Here is a 22,931-nt window from a genome sequence, read left to right as displayed (position 1 = left end):
ACACCAGGGCCAACAGCACACAAAGGAGTGCCCTCATGGGCGGTGATACAGGAGCGATAGCGAAGGATTATTGCCTGCACTACTACTATCTTCTCCAATCGAACCCGCAAGCGTTGTCGACGCTCTACATCGACAGTTCCCTGCTTAACTTTGAGGGAGGAGCATTCGAAGGGGTTGGCGATATCGTCCAGAAACTTCAGTCCCTTCCCGCGGCGACTTATGATCTGGCCAATATCGAATCGCAGCCGAGCGTGAATGGCGGGGTCTGCATCTTTGTGGAGGGGTGCATGCTGTTGAACCAGCAGCCACTGCACTTCTTCTCCAGCTTTCTGATCGTGCCGGATGCGAGTGGCGGGAATTTCTAGGTGCTCAATCGGTTCTTCAGGATTTCGTATCAATCCGGCAAGTAGGCAAGGCTGGGGGAACCCCAACATGCGACGGTCGTCGCATTGTTGGGGTTCGCTTTGCTCACCCCAACCTACGCTGGCGGTTGTGTGGTTTCGTGCTGCAGCTGCAGCCACTGCACCCGGCCATGCGCCAGCATCGCGCACCGCGTGCCCATGTCGATAAACGTGGCGATGCCTTCCAGCATTACCGGCAAATGCTCCGTATCGACTTCGCCGCCTTCGCGCGCCATCCCGGCCAGTACCCGGATGGCGTTGTAGGCGTACTGCAGCCACTCCGTGGCGTCGTTCAACAAAGCGTCCGGCCCGGCGTCGGGGTCGGAGTAATAGGAGGTATGGCGGACCATCCACGGTTCGCCGAAAACGTCGTTCATAAGCAGCTCCTTGCTATGCGCCGCTCCCGTTCCGAGAACGGCACGTCGCCAGAACAGCACGGCGTGCCGCGACCATACGGACTCGGGATTGACCGATAGCCCAAAGCATGGGCGCCGGGCGGCTTGATTGATGAAGTGGGTTGCGGCTTCGGTCGCTTTCGCCGTTGCACGAGGCAACGCGCCGGGTTTCGCGGCTAGGAGTGATTACCTGCGAAAACTCTTAGGTCGCGGTTCTTCAACCGTGCCCGCGGTAGAAGCGGACGGCCCGATTAGTCGGAGGATGTGTCGCCTTGGGGATCAGCGAGCGCGCGAGTGACGTATGATCTGGCTTAGCCATGATCAACTCCTGAGGTTGGTGATGGTTAGCGGGTCAGGGGTGTCTCACCACCCTTGGCCCGCGCTCTCACGACATTGCTGCCATGGTTGCCCGCGACGCGCATCGAAACCACAGCGCGGGCAACGCAAACACGCTAGCAGAGCAATTTAGGGTTGTCTGTAGGGAGAATCCGATTTGTAGCGCCGTCATTCCGGCGTAGGCCGGACGAGCGCGCAGCGCGAAGAACGTCCGTAGGGCGGCCCCGAAGGGGTGAGCGAAGCGAATCATCCAGTGGCGACAGCGCTCGATTGTCGCGGTAGCGTCAACAGCGCGGCCTTGAAGCACGTCGCTCCATCTAGCGCCCCGTTACTGGATCCCGGCCTGCGCCGGGATGACGATGTTGTGGGGCTGCGATAGCTGGGTGGGTTCTATCTTCGATACGCCGCCTCACGCGCCTGCTGCAACTGCTCACGTAGATACGCATCGCGACTCATGCCGCCAGGAATCACCGGCATCGCCATCACCGCCTCGACGATCCGCCGCTCATCCTGCTTGTAACGCTGAAACTGCGCATCGGCCGCCAGCTGCTGCAACCAGGCCTGGTTCTCCTGATCCGCCTGCGCGCGGAACTTCTCACCCAGCGCGTTGAGCGCATCGGCCTGCGCCTGCGGATCGTCCACCGTCACCCGCACCAGGGCGATCTGCAGATTCATCGACTCGCCCGCGCTGATCGAACGATCCGCCTCGCGCTTGCGCAACTCCTCACGCAAGGCGTCCGCCTGCCGTTGGCGCGCCACCGGATCCAGCGAACGTGCGCGAGCGAAGAAGTCGTGCACGTCAGCGCCAAAACGCTCGCGCTCCCGATACTCGCGCACCGCCGCACTGTCCACCGTCGCCGCCACCGGTGGCGGCGCAGCCACCGTCGCAACGGCACGCACCGGTGCCGCCGGATGCGGCCCCGGCCAGGCAAGCCAAAGCCCGCCCAGGCCGAGGCCACATACAGCCACAACGGCAACCACAGGTTTCATCCGGCGCACCTCACAACCCGTTACTGAGCAACTGATTCACCAGCACATACAGCGGATTCACCGGCTTCGCCCGGTCCGCCGCATCGCTGGCCTCCGAGGCGTGCAGTACGCGCCCCTGTCCATCCAGCACGTTGTTGATAAAGTCGATCAGCTCCAGATGCTGATCCTGGATATCGCCATTGCGCAGATCCACGATGGTGGTGCAGTGGCTCTCGTTGAGCGAGCGATACTGCGGGAAATAACCGCCGAAGTTATTCAAGCCATCGGTGGTCTGGCGCAGCCGGCTGGTGTCGATCGCCCACAGCTGGTGAATCAGCCGCTCCTTGGTTGCCTCGTCCGGCGCATTGGCGATCTCCGGATAGAAGCGCTCATACGAATAGCTGGAGTAATTGAGGTCCTGCCAGAAATGCGTATGGCCCAGGCGGTCGTTCGGAAACTCCGCCGACAGTGCAGGATAGATGCTGCCCATATCGCTGCGATCGAACGTGGGCAGGTAATGCTGCAGCGTATTCAGCGGCCCGTTCGCTGCATCCAGGCCCCAGGCCTGGCGGATCTGCGCGAACAGCGGCGCGGACGGATACTCCGTCGAACTGCCACCCGCCGGTGCCGAGAAGATCGGCCCGGAATCATCGAGCAGGAACGAACGCGGCGAACCCATATCCTTGCGCCGCGCCGCATAGTTGGTAAGGCTGCCGGTACCGCCCGCGCTGCAACCGGTGGAAAGCATCTGGCCGGGCCGCGGCAAATGATCCTTCAGCCACGCCAGCATCGCGCGCTCATTGCGCAGGCCGTTGTGATGCCAGATCAACGGCTCATGCTGCCCGCTCGGATCCGGATACACCGCCACCCGGTCGCCCGAATAGATGTCGCCGGTGCAATACGGCGCATAGACGATATTCCACTGCTGCGTCTTCAATGGCTGCAATTGCGGCAACTCGCCATTGAGCAGGTTCACCAGGTCCAGCAGATTGAGCCGCCCCACGAACGGGCTGACCAGCAGCGCGCCCGGGTTGTTGATGGTCATGTAGTTATCGGGAATGCCATTAGGGTTGCGCGCACCGCGAATACCCGACTGGCCGGTGCAACTGCCGTAATCCCAGCAGGCGCCGCCGCCTTCCATATAGACCACGGTATTGGTGGTCTGCGCGCTGCGCAGCAGGAAGAATTTATACGGCGAACCATTGCCGCAGATCGCCCCGGTTTCCGGCGCCAGTTGAATGGTCTGCCATTGATCGTAAGCACCGGGCTTGAAGCCATCGGCAAAACCCGCCGAGTTGCTCAATAACGGGTAAGGCCCCAATCGCTGATCCGGCGTCACCGGATGATCGGCCTTCGGCGGGCTGATCAGGTTGAGCAGCACCTGCAGCGGCGTGTAATCGCCTTCTTCGGCGTGCAGCGCGGGCGCGGCATTGCAAAGCAGAAAGCCGCCCAGCAGGGCAGCCAAGGATGTGCGGCGTAGGGACATGTCGGCTCCTCCGAATCCAATCGGCACGAGATACGTGGGTCACGATCGCGTAATGCCCGGTGGTTCACCGGTACGGGCCATGCTCCCCTGGCCCGATCGACGGAGCAGACGCCTTGCGGCGGCACGCCACAAGCAAGATTGCGTGAAAACCGGGCAGGTCGGCTGCATTGCCCCCCGCACTTGTCCGGCTTGCCCCCCCGCGCAGCTCAGTCGCCGGCGTGGCGTGCGTTCTGCGGCGGCATGCCGGTCCAGCGTTTAAACGCACGCCTGAATTCGCGCGGGTCGCTGAAGCCGATTTCCGAGCCGATCTCCGCCACGCTCAACTGGCCGGCGCGCAGCAGTTCCAGTGCGCGTTCGGCGCGCACGCGGTCGTGGATCTCGCGGAAGATGCGGCCGCTCTCGGCCAGCTTGCGGCGCAGCGAGCGTTCGCTGAGGTTGAGCGTGCGCGCTACGTCCAGCAAACGTGGCTGCTGGCGCAGGCGGCTGCGCAGCAGGCGTTCCACCGCGGCGACGATTTCCTGGTGCGGCTCGCCGCCATCGGGCGTCATCTGCTGCGCGCACAACGCGAGCGCCTGCTTCGCGGTGAGCGGATTGTGGCCGGGCAGCGGGCGCGCCAACCACGGCGTACCGATCAGCAGGCGGCATTGCGGCGTGCCGAAGCGCACTTCGCATTCGAACAGTTCTTCGTAGGCGCGCGCGTACGCCGGGCGCGGATAGCCGAACTCCGCGCGCACCGGGCGCAGCTCGGGGCCGACCAGTTCGCGCGCAATCATCAGGCAGCTGGCGAACAGTTCCTCGCAGAAGAACGGCAGCAATTCGGTGTCGCCGAAGCGTGGCCACGCCACCAGCGCCACTTCGCGCTCGCTGAGCTGCTCGAAGTTGAGTTCCAGCAGGCAGCCGCAGATCTTGTGGTGGGCGATGCCGGCGAGCATGGCGTCGCCCAGCGTGCGCGAGGTCATCATGGCAAGGCCCAACAGGCCGAAGCCGCCGATGGTGCCTTCGCGGCCGATGCGCAGGCCGGCGTCGGGTACGTCCAGCGCCTGCAGCGCGCGCCGCGCGAACAGGCTGGCCTGGCGATAGGAGACGCGCAGCGCGGGGTCGGCGATCTGGGTGCGGCTGAGCGCCAGGCCGGCGAACCAGGGACGGCTGTCCACGCCCAGGGCGTCGGCCATCTGCGCCAGGTAAAGCAGCTTGTTCGGCGGGAACTCGGCGGCCGTGTAGCGCGGGTCGTCCGCCAGCAGCGGATGCGCCGCGGACGGCGCCAGGCCGGCCAGGGTGGCGGGACGTGCCATCGTGCCTCGTGCTCCCCACGGTTGCCGGCGGCGGCCGGCGCGGAAGGCGTTTCTATAGCACGCACGGCAGGCCGGTGCTTGCGCGATGCACAAACCTTTGGCCCGCCTGCCTATTGTGATGGGACAAGAACCGCTGTGTGATGGGCGCTTGCCCCTGCCGGAGCCGAGCATGCGCCCGTCCCACTTCCATGCCCGCCACGCTGCGTGGCTGTTTGCCGCCGCGCTGGCCGGTTGCGCCGCGCCCGCCGCGAAGACCCCCACGCCTGCCGCGCAAGCAGCAAAGGGCTATCTCGCCGACCCTGCCGCCCTGCACATGGCCGAGGTGCTGCTCGCCGCACCCAAAGCCGGCTCCGCGCGCTACGAGTCGGACCGCCAGGTATTCCGCGACACCCGCAAGCTGGAAGGCACGCCGCGCTGGGCGTTGGCCACCAGCGACGTCAACCTTGAAGTGCCCGACATGCTGCGCGACTTCAGCTGCGCGATGGGCGTGACGATGGACTCCGCCCGCCTGCCGCGTCTGGCTGCCCTGCTCAAGCGGGTGGACGAGGATGGCGTCCGCGTCACCGATCCGGCCAAGCAAGCCAACCAGCGCCAGCGCCCGTTCCTGATCGACGAAGGCGCCGTCTGCCAATCCAAGGACCGCCTGCGCCGCAGCTTCGACTATCCGTCCGGGCATGCCACCTGGGGCTGGACGGTGGGCCTGATCCTCACCGAGCTGGCGCCGGACCGCGCCAACGACGTGCTGCTGCGCGCCCGCTCCTTCGCGGACAGCCGCGTGGTGTGCGGGGCGCATAACCTCAGCGCGATCCAGGCCGGCCAGATCAACGGCTCGGCCATCGTGGCGCGGCTGCATGCGGAGCCGGCGTTCCAGGCGGATATGGTGGCGGCGCGGGAAGAACTGGCAGCGTTGCGTGCGGCGGGCACGCCGGTGGATGGCGGGCAGTGCGCGGCGGAACATGCGTTGATTGAGCAGGCGCCGTACTAGCAGCGCTCATGGTGAATCCCTTCTCCCCGTCGGGGAGAAGGTGGCGGCAGCCGGATGAGGGGCGGGGCTCGCGGAAAGGGATCGACAGGGCGTCGCTCGCTTTCTGGTCCCGCTTCTACGCTCCGGCCGACCCCTCACCCCAGCCCTCTCCCCGGAGGGGAGAGGGGGTAGGTCGGTGCGATCCTGCGCTTTACTCGCCGATCGTCAGCAGCGACGCATTGCCGCCCGCCGCCGTGGTGTTGATGGTGAGCGTGCGCTCGCCCGCGAAGCGGAACAGGTAGTGCGGGCCGCCGGCCTTCGGGCCGGTGCCGGACAGGCCTTCGCCGCCGAAGGGCTGCACGCCGACCACCGCGCCGATCTGGTTGCGGTTGACGTAGCAGTTGCCGACGCGGGCGCGGCTCTGGATGAACTCCACGGTGTCGTCGATGCGGCTGTGGATGCCCAGGGTGAGGCCGTAGCCGGTGGCGTTGATCTGGTCGACCACCTTGTCCAGCTCGCTGCCCTTCCAGCGGATCACGTGCAGCACGGGGCCGAAGATTTCGCGGGTGAGCGTGGCCAGGCCGGGGATTTCATAGGCGCGCGGGGCGAAGAAGGTGCCGTTGGCGGTGGCGGCGGGGTCGAGCGCGACTTCGCCGATCTTCTTCGCTTCCTTGTCCATGCGCGCGGCGTGGTCGACCAGGATCTTCTTCGCGTCCTCGTCGATCACCGGACCCACGTCGGTGGACAGCTGCGAGGGGTCGCCCACCTTCAGCTCGGCCATGGCGCCGGCCAGCATGGCGCAGACCTTGTCGGCGATGTCTTCCTGCACGTACAGCACGCGCGCGGCGGAGCAGCGCTGGCCGGCGGACTGGAAGGCGGAGGAGATGGCGTCCTTGACGATCTGCTCGGGCAGGGCGGAGGAGTCGGCGATCATCGCGTTCTGGCCGCCGGTCTCGGCGATCAGCGCGGCGATCGGCGCGTTGCGCGCGGCCAGGGCGCGGTTGATCGCCCAGGCGGTTTCGGTGGAGCCGGTGAAGGCCACGCCGGCCACGCGCGGGTCGCGGGTGAGCGCAGCGCCGACGGTGGCGCCGTCGCCCGGCAGGTACTGCAGCACGTCGGCCGGCACGCCGGCTTCGTGCAGCAGCTGCACGGCGGCATGGCCGATCAGGCTGGTCTGCTCGGCGGGCTTGGCGATCACGCTGTTGCCGGCGGCGAGCGCGGCGGCGACCTGGCCCAGGAAGATGGCCAGCGGGAAGTTCCACGGGCTGATGCAGACGAACACGCCGCGGCCGTTCAAGAACAGCTGGTTGCTCTCGCCGGTCGGGCCGGGCAGCTGCTCGGGCTGGCCGAAGTAGCGGCGCGCCATGGTGGCGTAGTAGCGCAGGAAGTCGGCGGCCTCGCGGATTTCGGCGATGGCGTCGGGCAGGCCCTTGCCGGCTTCGCGCACGCACAGGGCGATGAACTCGCCGCGGCGCGCTTCGAGCTGCTCGGCGGCGTGCTCCAGGATGGCGGCGCGGCTGGCGGCCGGCAGGCGGTCCCAGCCGTGCTGCGCGGCGACGGCGTTGGCCAGGGCCTTCTCCACCGTGGCGCTGTCGGCGCTGACGTAGCTGCCCACCACCTGGCGGCGGTCGGCGGGATTGGTCACCTGCACGGTGGGGCCGGCGCTGGTGGCGCCCGGGACCAGCGGCGCGGCGGTCCACGGGCCCGACTTGGCGTTGACCGTCTCGGCCAGGGCCTTCAGTTCGTTGTCGTTGGAGAAATTGACGCCCATGGAATTCTTCCGAAGTTCACCGTAAAGATTCACCGGCAGCGGGATGCGCGGGTGGGGAATGGATGCGAACGAGCGCACCGTTTCGCAGGGATCGGCGACCAGCTCGCGCACCGGCAGGCTTTCGTCCACCACGCGGTTGACGAAGCTGGTGTTGGCGCCGTTCTCCAGCAGGCGGCGCACCAGGTAGGGCAGCAGATCCTCGTGGGTGCCGACCGGTGCGTAGACGCGGCAGGGCACGTTGAGGTTCTGTGCACCGATCACTTCGGCATACAGATCGGTACCCATGCCGTGCAGGCGCTGGTACTCGTACGGGCGGCCCTTGGACAGGTGATGGATGGCGGCGATGCTGTGCGCGTTGTGCGTGGCGAACTGCGGATAGATCAGCTCCACGCCGGCATCGAACAGCTTGCGCGCGCAGGCCAGGTACGACACGTCCGTATTGGGCTTGCGCGTATACACCGGATAGCCCGGCAGGCCGTTCTCCTGCGCGCGCTTCACCTCGGCGTCCCAGTAGGCGCCCTTGACCAGTCGCACGTACCAGCGGCGGCCGGAGCCGCGGGCGGTCTCGATCAGCCAGTCGATCACGAACGGGGTGCGCTTGGAGTAGGCCTGCACCACGATGCCGAGACCGTTCCAGCCGGCCAGCGAGGGATGCGCGAAGACGTCGCCGAGGATGTCCAGCGACAGTTCCAGGCGGTCGGCTTCTTCCGCGTCGACCGACAGCGCGATGCCGTGCTTCATGGCCAGCTGGGAGAGTTCCAGCAGCTTGGCGGTGAGGTCGCGGCGGGCCAGCTCGCGCTTGGCCACTTCGTAGCGCGGATGCAGGGCCGAGAGCTTGACCGAGATCGACGGCGCGTCGGTGTGGTTGGCAAACGGGCCGCGCGCGCCGATGGCGGCGATGGCGTTGCGGTAGTCCTGCTGATAGCGCTCGGCGGTCTCGCTGGTGAGCGCCGATTCGCCGAGCATGTCGTAGGAATAGCGGTAGACCGCGTATTCCTTCTGCGCGCAGCGGTCCAGCGCCTCGTTGATGGTGCGGCCCATCACGAACTGGTGGCCCATGATGCGCATGGCCTGGCGCACGGCCAGGCGGATCGCCGGCTCGCCCGCGCGGCCGACCAGGCGGCGCAGGGCGCCGGTGAAGTCGTGGCGGGTGTCCTCGGCCAGGTTGACCAGCTTGCCGGTGAGCATCAGGCCCCAGGTGGAGGCGTTGACGAACAGCGACTCGCTCTGGCCCAGGTGCTTCTTCCAGTTGGCGTCGCCCAGCTTGTCGCGGATCAGCTTGTCGGCGGTGGCCTTGTCGGGGATGCGCAGCAGGGCCTCGGCCACGCACATCAGCAGCACGCCTTCCTCGCTGGAGAGGTCGTACTGGCGCATGAAGGATTCGACGGCGCTCTGGTCCTTGGCGCGGGCGCGCACACGGGTGACCAGGTCGGCGGCGAGGTCGATGACTTTTTCGCGCTCGGTGGGCGGCAGGCTGGCCTGCACGAGCAGGTCGTTGACCGCTTCGGTCTCGTCGCGCAGCCAGGCGGCGGTGATGCGCGCGCGGGCCGGTTCCGCGCCGGTCGGGAGTTCGGGGCTGAGGATGGGCTGGGTCACGGGAGGTCGATGGGCCGGGGAAGCGCAGGGAATTCCGCAATTGTACGTGGTGTGGCAGAACGGACGCATCCGTATGCCCCTCAGGCTTCAAGAGCGAGTCCTTCTCCCGCCGGGAGAAGGTGGCGGCAGCCGGATGAGGGTACGGGCGGAGCGGTGCGCATCACTCTTGCGCTCCGCCCGTACCCTCACCCCAACCCCTCTCCCGATGGGAGAGGGGCTTCATTTCGGCGCACCGCATCGCGAAGCCCGCGTCAAGCCCCTGCGTCATTCTTGCCCGTGCGGACGCCGCGGCCTATGATTCGCGGGTTCCAGGCACGCCGGTTATTCCATGATCGTGCTTCGACCAGCTGCCGCCGGCCTGCCGTGCGCGACGATTTGGCTCAAGCCTAATCGCGCCCTCAGCCGGCGCGATCTGCGTCGATGGATTGGGGTACTGGCGGCTTTGGCGCTGACGACGGCCGGACTCGGCGCATGGCAGGGCAATGTATTCGCTCCGCTGTTCGCGCTGGTCGAATCCTCCGCGGTGGCTCTCGCCCTGGGCGTAGCCTGGCGGGCCGGCGACCGCAGCGAGCGCATCACCCTCGACGCCACGTCGCTGGAGGTGCAATCCCTGCCGGGCCGGCGCAGTGCGCGCTTCCAGTCCTACTGGGTGCGCGTGCGGCTGGGGGAGGGGGCGGGACGCCATCGTCTGCTGCTGACGTCGCACGGGCGCGAGCTGGAGATCGGGGCATTCCTCACCGACGAGGAGCGCGCCGAGCTGTCGAGGAAACTCATGGTGCTGCTGGCGGACCTTCATCCCCAGCCGCGCAGGTAGGTTCAACAAGGGTGCAAGACATGACATCTGGCGGCATCAGGATCAAGGCATGGGTGGCAACGATCTGCGCGCTGTTTGCTGGCGCGGCGTGGTCCAACCCGGAACCCGGTCAGCTGAACATGACGCGCGGCGTGACCGAATGGTCCTCCGAGCCTTACTTCCTCAATAACGTCGCCCTGGGTGTCTGCGTCGTCATCGGCATCGTGGTGTTCGGCGCGATGTTCGTGGCGATGTTCCGCTTCCGCAAATCGCGCGGCGCGGTGGCCGAGAAGTGGTCGCACAACACCACGCTGGAAGTGGTCTGGACCACCATCCCGGTGCTGATCCTGATCGTGCTGGCCTACCTGGCCACCGGCGGCCTGAAGACCTTCGCCGACACCACCGGCTCGCAGATGACCGTGAAGATCACCGGTTACCAGTGGAAGTGGCGCTACGACTACGTCGACTACCAGGGCAAGCCGGTCGAGAAGGTCGGCTTCATGTCCAAGCTGGACCGCGAGAGCGACGAGACCCGCCAGCTGAAGTCCGGCCTGGACCCGAACGCGGTCAAGGTGGACGGCTACAACACCTATCTCATCAACGTGGACGAGCCGCTGGTGGTGCCGGTCGGCACCAAGATCCGCTTCGTGATCACCGCCGGCGACGTGATCCACTCCTGGTGGGTGCCGGCGCTGGGCTGGAAGATCGACGCCATCCCCGGCATCGTCAACGCGGCCTGGACCAACATCAAGGAACCGGGCGTGTACCGCGGCCAGTGCGCCGAGCTGTGCGGCCAGGACCACGGCTTCATGCCGATCGTGGTGAAGGCCGTGCCCAAGGCCGAGTTCGAGCAGTGGCTGGCGCAAAAGCAGCAGGCGGCGCAGCCGCAGCCTGCCGCGCAGCCGGCCGCTCCGGCTCCGGCTTCCAGCGCCGCCGCGCCGAGCACCGCGCAGGCGGCCGCTCCGGCGAACAGCCACCAGGGTTGATCCTTCGGCCACACGCCGTCCCACAGAATTCCGTTTAGGTAGAGGTGCAAGGCCATGGCCCACGCAGCCACCCACGATCACCACGACGACCATCACGGCGCGCCGAAGAACTTCTTCGTGCGCTGGTGCATGTCCACCAACCACAAGGACATCGGCACGCTGTACCTCGTGTTCTCGCTGCTGATGTTCTTCATCGGCGGCAGCTTCGCGATGGTGATCCGCGCCGAGCTGTTCAAGCCCGGCATGCAGCTGGTGCAGCCGTACTTCTTCAATGAAATGACCACGATGCATGCGCTGGTCATGATCTTCGGCGCGGTGATGCCGGCCTTCGTGGGCCTCGGCAACTGGATGATCCCGCTGATGATCGGTGCGCCGGACATGGCGCTGCCGCGCATGAACAACCTGTCGTTCTGGATCCTGCCGTTCGCCTTCGCGCTGCTGCTGTCCACCCTGTTCATGGCGGGCGGCGGCCCGGCCGGCGGCTGGACCCTGTACCCGCCGCTGTCGCTGCAGACCGACTCGCTGGCCTACGTGGTGTTCGCCGTCCACCTGATGGGCATCAGCTCGATCATGGGCGCGATCAACATCATCGCGACCATCCTCAACATGCGCGCCCCGGGCATGGACCTGCTGAAGATGCCGGTGTTCGTGTGGAGCTGGCTGATCACGGCGTTCCTGCTGATCGCGGTGATGCCGGTGCTGGCCGGCGCGGTGACCATGCTGCTCACCGACAAGTACTTCGGCACCAGCTTCTTCAATGCCGGCGGCGGCGGCGACCCGGTGCTGTTCCAGCACATCTTCTGGTTCTTCGGGCACCCCGAGGTCTACATCATGATCCTGCCGGCGTTCGGGATCATCTCGGAAATCATTCCGACCTTCTCGCGCAAGCCGATCTTCGGCTACAAGGCGATGGTGTTCGCGATCGCCTCGATCGCCTTCCTGTCGTTCATCGTGTGGGCGCACCACATGTTCGCGGTCGGCCTGCCGCTGGGCGCCGAGATCTTCTTCATGTACGCCACGATGCTGATCGCGGTGCCCACCGGCGTGAAGGTGTTCAACTGGGTCAGCACCATGTGGGGCGGCTCGATGACCTTCGAGACCCCGATGCTGTTCGCGGTCGCCTTCGTGATCCTGTTCACCATCGGCGGCTTCTCCGGCCTGATGCTGGCCCTGGTGCCGGCCGACTTCCAGTACCACGACTCCTACTTCGTGGTGGCGCACTTCCACTATGTGCTGGTGACCGGCGCGATCTTCGCCATCATCGCGGCGACGTACTACTGGCTGCCGAAGTGGACCGGCCACATGTACAGCGAGTTCTGGGGCAAGGTGCACTTCTGGAACAGCGTGATCTGGGTGAACGTGCTGTTCTTCCCGCAGCACTTCCTGGGCCTGGCCGGCATGCCGCGCCGCATCCCGGACTACAACGTCGCGTTCGCCAACTTCAACATGATCAGCTCGATCGGCGGTTTCCTGTTCGGCGCCTCGCAGCTGATCTTCCTGGGCGTGATCGTGCATGCCGTGTGGTTCTCCAGGAAGAAGGCCACCGACCGCGTGTGGGAAGGCGCCAAGGGCCTGGAGTGGACCGTGCCGTCGCCGGCGCCGTACCACACCTTCGAGCTGCCGCCGGTGATCCACGACGAAGAGCTCGCCCACGGCCACGTGGAAGACTGACGATGAAAGGCGCCCGCCGCGGCAGCGTGGCGGGCGCCGGCAACATTCGATGAAAGACGGCGTTCCGATGAACCAGCAACTGACGGAAACCGAACAGGCGGCGCGGCTCAAGCGCGCCAGGCGCACCGCTTACGCGGTCGCGGCGATCGCGGTGGCGGTCTTCCTGTTCTCGATCCTGCAGATGCTGTGGATCTCGAAGTAACGCGGTACCGGTTTCGCAACCCCGTGCAGTCCGGCGGGTGGAAGTAAACGAAGAAATCCACGGGAACCTCACCATGGGTCAGCAGCAAGGCGCTTATTTCGTACCGTCCAAGAGCTCGTGGCCGATCGTGGCCGCGGTCGTCATGTTCGTCACCGTGCTCGGTGCCGCGCACTGGCTGAACGCGCAGCCCGGCGAGGCCAGCTTCGGCAAGACGCTGCTGACGGTTGGCTTCGTCGGCATCCTGGCCATGTTCTTCGGCTGGTTCCGCTCGGTGATCCGCGAATCGCTGGCCGGCAGCTACAACGCCCAGGTGGACACCTCGTTCCGCATGGGCATGATGTGGTTCATCTTCTCCGAAGTGATGTTCTTCGGCGCCTTCTTCGGCGCGCTGTTCTATGCCCGCATGTTCTCGGTGCCGTGGCTGGGCGGCGACGGCCACGGCGTGCTGACCCACCAGTTCCTGTGGAGCGACTACGCGGCCGCGTGGGGCGCCAATGGCGGCGGCGGTCCGGCGCGCATCGGCGGCGACTTCCAGACGGTGGCGCCGTGGGGCCTGCCGCTGCTGAACACGCTGATCCTGCTCACCTCCAGCATCACCGTCACCATCGCGCACCATGCGCTGAAGGCCGGCCACCGCGGCAAGCTGCTGGTGTTCCTGGGCCTGACCGTGCTGCTCGGCGCCACCTTCCTGTACTTCCAGGCGCACGAGTACATGGAGGCCTACAAGGAGCTCAACCTGACGCTGCAGAGCGGCGTGTACGGTTCGACCTTCTTCATGCTCACCGGCTTCCACGGCATGCACGTGACCCTGGGCACGATCATGCTGGCGATCATCTTCTTCCGCTGCGCCAAGGGCCATTTCAGCAAGGACCACCACTTCGGCTTCGAAGCCGTGGCCTGGTACTGGCACTTCGTGGACGTGGTGTGGCTCGGCCTGTTCATGTTCGTCTACATTCTTTGATGGCTCGTCTCCGAGGCCGCCGCGCCCGGAAACGAAAAAGCCCGCCGGAAGGCGGGCTTTTTCTTTGGGCCGGGTTTGGTCCGGGAAGGGGCCTGGCCGGAATGTCGCGGGAGCGGCGCGGTCCCCGGCGGGCCGCTACAATTGCTTCTTTAATTCAGCGACCTACGCCGTGCGGATGCAGCCAGCCCATCCAGATGCCCAGCACCACCATCAGGATGAGCAGCACCGAGAGTCCGATACGGCGCGTCAACGCCCACACCGTGCGCTTGCTGCCGTCCTTGTCGGTCATCATGAAGAACAGCGCCTGGCCGAGGTTGAACAGCACCACCAGCAGCAGGATCACCAGCGCATATTTGTAGATGGTTTCCACGTGATTGGCCCGAAGCACGATGACATCCGCAGTATAGCCTCGCCCCGTGGCGGCTCCGTATGAGCCTGCTGCGGCGTCCGCGCTGGTGGGCGGTGGCGCTGACCGTGGCCGGAGTGCTGCTTTTCGTACACCTGGGCCAGTGGCAGCTGCATCGCGCCGACGAGAAGGAAGCACTTCTGCGTCGCTATGCCGCAGCGGCGCAGGAGCCCGTGCGCGAATTTGCCGCGGTGGCCGCAGCGCCGCCGGCGGATGCGTTTCCGCGCGTGCGGGTGAGCGGCCGATACCTCGCCGACCGCGTCTATCTGCTGGATAACCCCAAGCACGACCAGCGCGGCGGCGTGGAAGTGTTCGTGCCGCTGCGGCCGCAGGGCAAGGAGCGCCTGCTGCTGGTCGACCTGGGCTTCCTGCCCGGCAACGGCACCGACCAGACACCGCAGCTGCCGCCGCTTCCGCAGGGCACAGTCGAACTCAGCGGCTTCTATCAGCCGCCGCCCGGCGTGGGCTTCGAGATGGGCGGCAATGCGCTGGCCGGCCAGGCGCATTGGCCGAAGACCACGATCTATGTCGATCTGGCGCAGGTCGCCAAGGATCTCGGCGCCACCCTCTATCCGCGCGTGCTCGCGCTGGAAGCGGAGCCGGCCTCGATCTACATGCGCGAGCACACGCCCGACTTCAGCGCGATGCCGCCGGCGCGCCATCGTGCCTATGCCTTCCAGTGGTTCACCTTCGCCGTGGTGGCGGTGGTGATGTTCCTGTTCCTGCACCGCAAGCGCAAAGCCAGACAAGGGGACTTGCGATGAGCCAAACCCAGCATCCCGTGCCGCCCGCCCAGCGCGCCGGCCGCCTGAAACTGCTGCTGATCATGGCGATCTTCGCCGCGCCGATCGTCGCCGCGGGCCTGCTCACCGTCGGCGGCTACCAGCCCAGCGGCAAGGGCAACGGCCTGCCGATCAACCCGCAGCGCAACTTCGCGCAGGAAGCCCTGCGCGTGCAGCTGCCGGACGGCAAGGACTGGGCCTGGCGCGCGGACGAGCCGAAGCTCACCCTGGTCGCGCTGCCCGCGGCGGACTGCGCCGCGGCCTGCGTGGAAACGCTCAACAAGATCGCCGCCGCGCGCGTCACCTTGAACCGCAATGCGCCGCGCCTGCGCCTGCTGCTGCTGTCGGCGGCGCCGGCGGTGGGCAAGGTGGAGCAGGGCGTGTGGCAGCCCGATACCAATGCCGATTTCCGCTGGCAGCTCGGCAGCGACGCCGACGGCAAGCTGGCGCAATGGCGTGCCGCCACGCCGGGCGGGGTGGCCGCGCTGCTGGTCGAATCCAATGGCACCGCGCTGGCGCACTATCCGGAAGGCTTCGACCCGACCGGCCTGCGCAAGGACCTGCAGAAGGTGATCCGCTGATGTCCTCGCGTTCCGTGAAAATCCTGCGCGGCCTGGCACTGCTGGCCGCGGTGTTCGCCTTCGGCGTGGTGATGTTCGGCGCCTTCGTGCGGCTGTCCAATGCCGGCCTGTCCTGTCCGGACTGGCCGACCTGCTACGGCAAGGCCACCTGGCCGGAACACCAGCACGAGATCGCGCAGGCCAACCAGGCCTTCCCCGACCGCCCCTTCGAAACGCACAAGGCCTGGCGCGAACAGGTGCACCGCTTCCTGGCCGGCACGCTGGGCATGCTGGTGTTCGCGCTGGCCCTGATCGCGAGCTGGCGGCGGCCGTGGGCGCGCTATGCGGTGATCGTGTCGGCGATCCTCGCCGCGGTCGGCGTCACCATGTACATGCGCGGCGAGCACAGCATCTCCTCGATCGTCTCGGCCTTCGCCATCGGCCTGCCGCTGCTGGCGGCGCTGGCGCTGGATCGCCCCGGCGCATGGCGCATCAGCGTGCTGGCCTTCGGCGTCATCATCTTCCAGGCCATGCTGGGCATGTGGACGGTGACCCTGCTGCTGAAGCCCATCGTGGTGATGGGCCATCTGCTCGGCGGCATCACCACCTTCGCCCTGCTGGCCTATGCGGCGCTGCGCTTTGCCGGCGTCGGCGCGCGCGACGGCAGCTATGCGCCGCTGCGCCGGCTGGTGGCGATCGGTATCGTGCTGCTGCTGGCACAGATCGCGCTGGGCGGCTGGACCTCCGCCAATTACGCGGCGCTCGCCTGCGGCACGGATTTCCCCAAGTGCCTGGGCCAGTGGGCGCCGCCGACCGATTTCCCGCAGGGCTTCGTGCTGTGGCGCGGCGTCGGCGTGAACTACGAAGGCGGCGTGCTGGACATGGCCGCGCGCAGCGCGATCCAGATCGCCCATCGCCTCGGCGCCCTGGTGGTGTTCTGCTACCTGGCCTGGCTGGCGCTGCGCGCCACCCGCCGCGGCCTGCGCGGGCACGGCCTGGCCATCGCGGTGGTGCTGGTGGCGCAGGTGCTGCTGGGCATCAGCAACGTGCACTTCGGCCTGCCGCTGCCGGTGGCCACCTTGCACAACGGCGTGGCGGCGCTGCTGCTGTTCGTGCTGCTGGCGACACTGGCGCGCACGCAGCGGCGGCAGGACGATGGCATCTTTCAGGGGCTGGGTTGAGCATGAGCCGCGTCAACGAATACTTGGAACTGACCAAGCCGCGCGTCGTCGCGCTGCTGGTGTTCTGCGCCGTGATCGGCATGTTCCTGGCGGTGCCCGGCATCCCGCCGTGGCGCGCGCTGGTGTTCGGCACGCTGGGCATCTGGCTGGCCTCGGCCTCGGCCGCGGCGTTCAATCACCTGATCGACCAGCGCATCGACAAGCTGATGGCGCGCACCGCGCACCGCCCGCTGGCCACCGGCCATCTCACGCCGCGCCAGGTGGCGGTGTTCGCGCTGTCGCTGGGCGTGCTGTCGATGCTGGTGCTGGTGCTGCTGGTCAATCCGCTCACCGCGCTGCTCACCTTCGGCGGGCTGATCGGCTACGCGGTGGTGTACACGGCGTATCTGAAGCGCGCCACGCCGCAGAACATCGTGATCGGCGGCCTGGCCGGCGCGATCCCGCCGGTGCTGGGCTGGACCGCGGTCACCGGCGAGCTGCATGCGTTCGCGCTGCAGCTGTGCCTGATCATCTTCGTGTGGACGCCGCCGCATTTCTGGGCGCTGGCGATCTTCCGCCGCGACGACTATTCGCGCGCCCAGGTGCCGATGCTGCCGGTGACGCACGGCGTGGTGTACACGCGCTGGCACGTGCTGTTCTACACGGTGCTGCTGTTCCTGGTGACCTTGCTGCCTTCGCTGACCGGCTACAGCGGGCTGGTCTATCTCGGCGGCGCGGTGGTGCTGGGCGCGGGCTTCCTCTATTACGCGGTAAGGCTGCTCAATCCGCCGGATGAGTTCTTCGCGATGAAGGTGTTCAACTACTCCATCGTGTATCTCATGGCCCTGTTCGCCTTCCTGCTGGCCGACCACTGGCTGGTCGATCCGCTGCTGCAGCAGGGGCAGGGCTTCGTACTTCAACGCGCGGCGTAGCGGCGTAGGTTGGGGTGAGCCCCAGGCGAACCCCAACGCACCGCAACGTTGGGGTTCGCCTGGGGCTCACCCCAACCTACGGGCGCGCAAAAACTTTCGTTCGCGATTCAGCCATTTGTGGTTGACACTCCCGCACCGCAGCAAGACAATTCGCGCGCCCTCCGGCGCGCTGCGCCCGACGGCATCCCTGTCCGACCAACCAAGGCATATGGACGTTTACCCTAGTCGCAACGTCGACATCCGCGAGCATCGGGTGCCGGCGTCGCATAACAAGCTGATGATCTGCGGCGACCGCCTGCGGTCGGCCGGCGCTTTCCTCGACTAGGGAAGACCGGCCCACTCCTGACGGCCGCCCCAGGCCGTAACGAGGAGATGGGCTATGAAGCTCCTTCGCGATTTTTTCCGTCTGCCCGCCGCGGGCCGTTCCCTGCTGGGCCGCCGCGCCGTTCGCCGCACCTGGACCGTCACCGTACCCGCGCCGCAGGCCGTGGCCGTGCGTGAACCGGTCACCGTCGCCATGCACAGCAAGCCCGAGTCCGCCCGCGCCCGTCCGGCCACGCGCCGCACCGCGCCGAAAGCACTCGGTCATCTTCAGCTGGTATCTCAGCGCTGAGGGCTTTGACGCCATGAAGCGCACCGTGCTCCGCAAAGGCTGGCCCCCGCCAGGCCGCGGGCGCTGGCCGCTGCAGCGGCCCTAGCGCGGGCATTCAGTGCACGCGGACTTCAAGGTCCGCCGACTCGCTGGTTCGCCCTGTTACCACGCATCTCCCGGAAGCGAGTCATGATCAAGCATTCCACCCAAACCGTCGCCGGCAAGGCGTCCGGCAAGGGCGCCGGTGCGCCCGTGCGCGTCGCGGTCGCGCTCGAGGCGTTCCGCCACAACGAGGCGCTGTTCGCCGCGCTCGATACCAGCGCGGCCGGCCTGGACGCCGAGCAGATCGCCGAGCGGTTGGACCGCGACGGCATCAACGAGGTCTCGCACGAGAAGCCGCCGCACTGGTCGCACCAGCTGCTGCGCGCGTTCAAGAACCCCTTCATCATCGTGCTGCTGGTGCTGGCGGTGGTGCAGCTGGCGACCGACGGCGAGGACCTGGCCGGGCCGATCATCATCGCGGTGATGGTGGGCATCAGCGTGCTGCTGAGCTTCACCCAGGAGTTCCGCTCGTCCAAGGCGGCCGAGAAGCTCAAGGCGATGGTGCGCAACACCGCCACCGTCACGCGGCGCGCCGAGGACGGCCACAGCGAGCGCATCGAAGTGCCGGTGGGCGAGCTGGTGGCGGGCGACATCGTGCACCTGGCCGCGGGCGACATGGTGCCGGCGGACCTGCGCCTGTTCAGCGCCAAGGATCTGTTCATCAGCCAGGCCATCCTCACCGGCGAATCGCTGCCGGTGGAGAAGTCCGCGCCGACGCCGGCGCAGGTGACCGAAGCCTCCACGCAGGGCGACAACCCGCTGGACCTGCCCACCGTCTGCTACATGGGCACCAACGTGGTCAGCGGCAGCGCCAGCGCGGTGGTGGTGGCGACCGGTTCGCGCACCTACCTGGGTTCGCTCGCGCACACCATCGTGGGCCAGCGCGTGCGCACCAGCTTCGACCGCGGCGTGAACAGCGTCAGCTGGCTGCTGATCCGCTTCATGGCGGTGATGGTGCCGATCGTTTTCCTGATCAACGGCCTGGACAAGCACGACTGGCTGCAGGCCTTCCTGTTCGCGCTGTCGGTCGCGGTGGGCCTGACCCCGGAAATGCTGCCGCTGATCGTCACCGCCAACCTGGGCAAGGGCGCCCTGGCCATGTCCAAGCGCAAGGTGGTGGTGAAGCGCCTGAACGCGATCCAGAACTTCGGTGCGATGGACGTGCTGTGCACGGACAAGACCGGCACGCTGACCCTGGACAAGATCGTGCTGGAGCGCCACCTCGACCTGTACGGCGAGGAGTCGGACGAGGCGCTGGAATACGGCTATCTCAACAGCCGCTTCCAGACCGGCCTGAAGAACCTGATGGACAAGGCGGTGCTGGAGCACCGCGACCTGGAGACGGTGGCGCAGCAGTACCGCATCGTCGACGAGATCCCGTTCGACTTCCAGCGCCGCCGCATGTCGGTGGTGGTGCGCCACGGCGAGGGCGACGAGCTGCTGGTGTGCAAGGGCGCGGTGGAAGAGATGCTGTCGATCTGCGCCTATGCCAAGGTTGGCGACGAGATCCTGCCGGTGACCGACGAGATGCGCGCGGACATCAAGGCGATGACCCGCGGCCTCAATGAAGACGGCCTGCGCGTGCTGGTGGTGGCGGTGAAGCACCAGCCGCCGGCGGGCCGCGCCTATGGCGTGGCCGACGAAGCCGGCCTCACCGCGGTGGGCTGCCTGGCCTTCCTCGATCCGCCGAAGGATTCGGCCGCCACCGCGATCGCCGCGCTGCATACCCACGGCGTGGAAGTGAAGGTGATCACGGGCGACAACGAGGCGGTGACGCGCAAGATCTGTCGCGAGGTGGGCCTGGACGTGCAGCACTCCGCGCAGGGCAAGCACATCGAGCCGCTCAACGACGAGGAGCTCGACGCGCTGGTCAAGCGCACCACCGTGTTCGCCAAGATGTCGCCGCTGCAGAAGGCGCGCGTGGTGAAGTCGCTGCAGCGCCAGGGCCATACCGTGGGCTTTCTCGGCGACGGCATCAACGATGCGCCGGCGCTGCGCGAGGCGGACGTGGGCATCTCGGTGGATACCGCCACCGACATCGCCAAGGAGTCGGCCGACATCATCCTGCTGGAAAAGAACCTGATGGTGCTGGAGGAGGGCGTGATCGAAGGACGCATCACCTTCGGCAACATCATCAAGTACATCAAGATGACCGCCAGCTCCAACTTCGGCAACATGTTCTCGGTGCTGGTGGCGAGCGCGTTCCTGCCGTTCCTGCCGATGCTGCCGCTGCAGATCCTGGTGCTGAACCTGCTGTACGACATCTCGCAGCTGTCGATCCCGTTCGACCGCATGGACGACGAATACCTGCGCAAGCCGCGCAAGTGGGACGCCAGCGACATCGGCCGCTTCATGGTGTGGATCGGGCCGGTCAGCTCGATCTTCGACATCACCACCTTCCTGCTGCTGTGGTACGTGTTCGGCGCCAACAGCGATGCGCACCAGTCGTTCTTCCAGTCCGGCTGGTTCGTGGAAAGCCTGCTGACGCAGACCCTGATCGTGCACATGATCCGCACCAAGCGCATTCCGTTCCTGCAGAGCGTGGCCGCGGCGCCGGTGCTGGGCCTGACCACGGCGATCATCGCGATCGGCCTGCTGGTGCCCTACACCGGCCTGGGCGCCAAGATCGGCATGGTGCCGCTGCCGCCGGTGTACTTCGGCTGGATCGCGCTGACGGTGCTGACCTATTGCGTGCTGACGCAGCTGGTGAAGCTGCTTTACATCCGGCGCTACGGCCGCTGGCTCTGATGTGAGGGGAACAGGGGTCGGGGAACGGGGAGCCGCGGTTCTCCGCTTTGCCCGTTCCCCGATCCCCATTCCCTGATCCCCCGACGAAGGAGGACCAAGCCATGAAAGGCACCTTCGCCCTGCTCGATATCGCCGGCTACGTCGCCCTGCTGCTGTGGGGCACGCACATGGTCACCAGCGGCGTGCTGCGCGGCTACGGCAGCGCGCTGCGCCGTTGGCTGGGCCGCTATCTCGGCCACCGGCCCACGGCGTTCGCGTTCGGCATCTGCATCACCGCCCTGCTGCAGAGCAGTACCGCGGCCGGCCTGATGGCCACGTCGTTCGCCGCCAGCGGCTTCCTCGGCCTGGCGCCGGGGCTGGCGGTGATGCTCGGCGCCAACGTGGGCACCACGCTGATCGTGCAGGTGATGTCGTTCGACATCTCGCTGATCGCGCCGGTGCTGGTGCTGGCGGGTTTCACCATCCACCGCCGCAGCGACGACGCGCGCTACGAAAACCTCGGCCGCGTGTGCATCGGCTTAGGGTTGATGCTGCTGTCGCTGCACCTGCTGGTGCTGTCGCTGGCGCCGGTGGAGAACGCGCAGGCGCTGCGCGCCGTGCTGCAGAGCCTGGCCAGCGAGCCTGTGCTGGCGGTGCTGGTGGCCGCGCTGATGACCTGGCTGTTCCATTCCAGCGTGGCGATGGTGCTGCTGGTGGCCTCGCTGGCCAACGCCGGCGTGGTGGACGGACCGGGCGCGCTGGCCCTGGTGCTGGGCGCCAACCTGGGCGGCACCCTGCCGGCCCTGCTGGAAGCGCACACGCCGGTGGCGCGCCGGCTGCCGCTGGGCAATCTGCTGGTGCGCGCGTTCGGCTGCGTGCTGTGCCTGCCGCTGCTGCATCCGCTGGCCGCGTGGCTGGCGCCGCTGGGCGCGTCGCCGGCGCGCATCGCGGTGAACTTCCATACGGCGTTCAATCTCGGCCTGGCCGTGCTGTTCATCCTGCCGGTGGAGCGCATGGCGCAGCTGCTGGTGCGGATGCTGCCGGATCCGCCGCGGCCGGACGATCCGGGCGTGCCGCAGTACCTGGACGAGGGCGCGCTGGATTCGGCCAACGTGGCGCTGGCCAATGCCGCGCGCGAATCCATGCGCATGGCCGACATGGTCGAGGGCATGCTCAAGGGCCTGGTCGAAGTGTTCGGCAAGGACGACAGCGTGCGCGCCGCCGCGATCGGCCGCATGGACCCGTGGCTGGACCGCCTGGGCGTGGCGATCCGCGAATACCTGGCGGACCTGGGCGGTGAAGCGCTGAACGAGGAAGACGGCGAGCGCAGCCAGGAGATCCTCGCCTTCGTGATCAATATCGAGCATATCGGCGACATCACCGCCAACAACCTGATGGAGTTCGCCGCCAAGAAAGCCCAGCGCGGACAAGACTTCAGCGCCGACGACATCCAGGACCTGGCCGCCATGCACGGCCAGGTGATGGAAAGCCTGCGCCTGGGGCTGGCGGTGTTCATGCGCGGCGACCTGCGCGCGGCGCAGCAGCTGGTGTCGCGCAAGGAGGCGATCTGGCGCCTGGAGAACGAAGCCTCCGAGCGGCATATCCGCGCGCTGCGCGAACGCCGCGACGGCGGTGGCGGCGGCGATGTGTACCTGCGCATCCTGCGCGATCTCAAGCGCATTCATTCGCACCTGGCGGCGCTGGCGTATCTGCCGCTGGAGCGCGCCGGGCTGCTGCAGGGCAGGCTGGTGCGAGATAAAGCCCCTCTCCCGTCGGGAGAGCGGGCGTAGGTTGGGGTGAGCCATAGGCGAACCCCAACAATGCGATGCGTCCGAATGTTGCGATGT

At 67.0% G+C, this 22,931-nt stretch carries 20 protein-coding genes; 14 read left to right on the top strand and 6 right to left on the bottom strand.

The genetic code is table 11. The features are described 5' to 3' along the window. Positions 1-35 precede the first annotated feature (35 nt). The gene (locus tag ISN75_RS19925; RefSeq protein ID WP_343817808.1) at positions 36-365 is read left to right on the top strand and encodes a ketosteroid isomerase family protein; all 330 of its coding nucleotides are present in this window, start codon (positions 36-38) and stop codon (positions 363-365) included. Between the two features lie 113 nt (positions 366-478). On the opposite strand, the gene ISN75_RS19920 is transcribed toward ISN75_RS19925, so the two are convergent. From ISN75_RS19920 to ISN75_RS19905, 4 genes are all read right to left on the bottom strand, one after another. Beyond that, positions 479-778, bottom strand: a complete 300-nt coding sequence (locus tag ISN75_RS19920; RefSeq protein ID WP_167253551.1) for a hypothetical protein — start codon at positions 776-778, stop codon at positions 479-481. A 744-nt stretch (positions 779-1,522) separates the two neighbouring features. Beyond that, the gene (locus ISN75_RS19915) at positions 1,523-2,122 is read right to left on the bottom strand and encodes a hypothetical protein (protein WP_343817806.1); all 600 of its coding nucleotides are present in this window, start codon (positions 2,120-2,122) and stop codon (positions 1,523-1,525) included. Positions 2,123-2,132: 10 nt separating this feature from the next. After that, a complete protein-coding gene (locus ISN75_RS19910) occupies positions 2,133-3,587 on the bottom strand; it encodes a pectin acetylesterase-family hydrolase (RefSeq protein WP_343817805.1) in 1,455 nt (484 codons plus the stop codon). Positions 3,588-3,793: 206 nt separating this feature from the next. Continuing rightward, the gene (locus tag ISN75_RS19905) at positions 3,794-4,879 is read right to left on the bottom strand and encodes an AraC family transcriptional regulator (RefSeq protein ID WP_343817803.1); all 1,086 of its coding nucleotides are present in this window, start codon (positions 4,877-4,879) and stop codon (positions 3,794-3,796) included. Between the two features lie 169 nt (positions 4,880-5,048). On the opposite strand from ISN75_RS19905, the gene ISN75_RS19900 reads away from it, so the two are divergent. Next, the gene (locus ISN75_RS19900) at positions 5,049-5,864 is read left to right on the top strand and encodes a phosphatase PAP2 family protein (protein ID WP_343817801.1); all 816 of its coding nucleotides are present in this window, start codon (positions 5,049-5,051) and stop codon (positions 5,862-5,864) included. A 190-nt stretch (positions 5,865-6,054) separates the two neighbouring features. Here the strand turns inward: ISN75_RS19900 and putA are convergent, their stop codons facing one another. After that, positions 6,055-9,210: a bifunctional proline dehydrogenase/L-glutamate gamma-semialdehyde dehydrogenase PutA gene (gene putA, locus ISN75_RS19895; protein ID WP_343817799.1), complete on the bottom strand. Its 3,156-nt coding sequence runs from the start codon at positions 9,208-9,210 to the stop codon at positions 6,055-6,057. Between the two features lie 328 nt (positions 9,211-9,538). Here putA and ISN75_RS19890 point away from each other — a divergent pair, with 328 nt between their 5' ends. The 5 genes from ISN75_RS19890 (at position 9,539) to ISN75_RS19870 (ending at position 13,823) form a co-directional block, all read left to right on the top strand. Then, a complete protein-coding gene (locus ISN75_RS19890; protein ID WP_208399646.1) occupies positions 9,539-10,024 on the top strand; it encodes a DUF2244 domain-containing protein in 486 nt (161 codons plus the stop codon). 20 nt (positions 10,025-10,044) lie between these two features. After that, entirely contained in the window at positions 10,045-10,989 is a 945-nt protein-coding gene (gene coxB, locus ISN75_RS19885; protein WP_167253563.1) for a cytochrome c oxidase subunit II, read from the top strand. Positions 10,990-11,043: 54 nt separating this feature from the next. Beyond that, the gene (ctaD, locus tag ISN75_RS19880; protein WP_167253566.1) at positions 11,044-12,660 is read left to right on the top strand and encodes a cytochrome c oxidase subunit I; all 1,617 of its coding nucleotides are present in this window, start codon (positions 11,044-11,046) and stop codon (positions 12,658-12,660) included. Between the two features lie 67 nt (positions 12,661-12,727). Continuing rightward, positions 12,728-12,862 carry a hypothetical protein gene (locus tag ISN75_RS19875; protein WP_279589675.1) on the top strand — a complete coding sequence of 45 codons (135 nt, stop codon included), beginning with the start codon at positions 12,728-12,730 and terminating at the stop codon, positions 12,860-12,862. 73 nt (positions 12,863-12,935) lie between these two features. Further along, a complete protein-coding gene (locus ISN75_RS19870) occupies positions 12,936-13,823 on the top strand; it encodes a cytochrome c oxidase subunit 3 (RefSeq protein ID WP_167253567.1) in 888 nt (295 codons plus the stop codon). A 154-nt stretch (positions 13,824-13,977) separates the two neighbouring features. Here the strand turns inward: ISN75_RS19870 and ISN75_RS19865 are convergent, their stop codons facing one another. Continuing rightward, the gene (locus ISN75_RS19865) at positions 13,978-14,193 is read right to left on the bottom strand and encodes a twin transmembrane helix small protein (protein WP_167253814.1); all 216 of its coding nucleotides are present in this window, start codon (positions 14,191-14,193) and stop codon (positions 13,978-13,980) included. 59 nt (positions 14,194-14,252) lie between these two features. On the opposite strand from ISN75_RS19865, the gene ISN75_RS19860 reads away from it, so the two are divergent. From ISN75_RS19860 to ISN75_RS19830, 7 genes are all read left to right on the top strand, one after another. After that, on the top strand, positions 14,253-14,993 hold the full coding sequence (locus ISN75_RS19860) for an SURF1 family protein (RefSeq protein WP_343817795.1): 741 nt from the start codon (positions 14,253-14,255) through the stop codon (positions 14,991-14,993). Further along, positions 14,990-15,592 (top strand): hypothetical protein, encoded by a 603-nt coding sequence (locus ISN75_RS19855; protein WP_343817793.1) that lies wholly within the window; start codon positions 14,990-14,992, stop codon positions 15,590-15,592. The genes ISN75_RS19860 and ISN75_RS19855 overlap by 4 nt, the downstream gene beginning before the upstream one ends. Further along, positions 15,592-16,752 (top strand): COX15/CtaA family protein, encoded by a 1,161-nt coding sequence (locus tag ISN75_RS19850; protein WP_167253572.1) that lies wholly within the window; start codon positions 15,592-15,594, stop codon positions 16,750-16,752. Before ISN75_RS19855 ends, ISN75_RS19850 begins: the two co-directional genes overlap by 1 nt. 2 nt (positions 16,753-16,754) lie before the next feature. Continuing rightward, on the top strand, positions 16,755-17,663 hold the full coding sequence (gene cyoE / locus ISN75_RS19845) for a heme o synthase (protein ID WP_343817790.1): 909 nt from the start codon (positions 16,755-16,757) through the stop codon (positions 17,661-17,663). Positions 17,664-18,042: 379 nt separating this feature from the next. Beyond that, the gene (locus ISN75_RS19840) at positions 18,043-18,276 is read left to right on the top strand and encodes a hypothetical protein (protein ID WP_167253576.1); all 234 of its coding nucleotides are present in this window, start codon (positions 18,043-18,045) and stop codon (positions 18,274-18,276) included. Between the two features lie 168 nt (positions 18,277-18,444). Beyond that, positions 18,445-21,105 carry a magnesium-translocating P-type ATPase gene (gene mgtA, locus ISN75_RS19835; RefSeq protein WP_343817788.1) on the top strand — a complete coding sequence of 887 codons (2,661 nt, stop codon included), beginning with the start codon at positions 18,445-18,447 and terminating at the stop codon, positions 21,103-21,105. Positions 21,106-21,206: 101 nt separating this feature from the next. Further along, positions 21,207-22,874 (top strand): Na/Pi cotransporter family protein, encoded by a 1,668-nt coding sequence (locus tag ISN75_RS19830; protein ID WP_167253578.1) that lies wholly within the window; start codon positions 21,207-21,209, stop codon positions 22,872-22,874. The last annotated feature ends 57 nt before the right edge of the window (positions 22,875-22,931 follow it).

The sequence above is a fragment of the Dyella marensis genome (genome assembly GCF_049532885.1).
GTDB lineage: Bacteria > Pseudomonadota > Gammaproteobacteria > Xanthomonadales > Rhodanobacteraceae > Dyella_D > Dyella_D marensis.
This window is presented reverse-complemented; position numbering and strand designations above follow the sequence as displayed.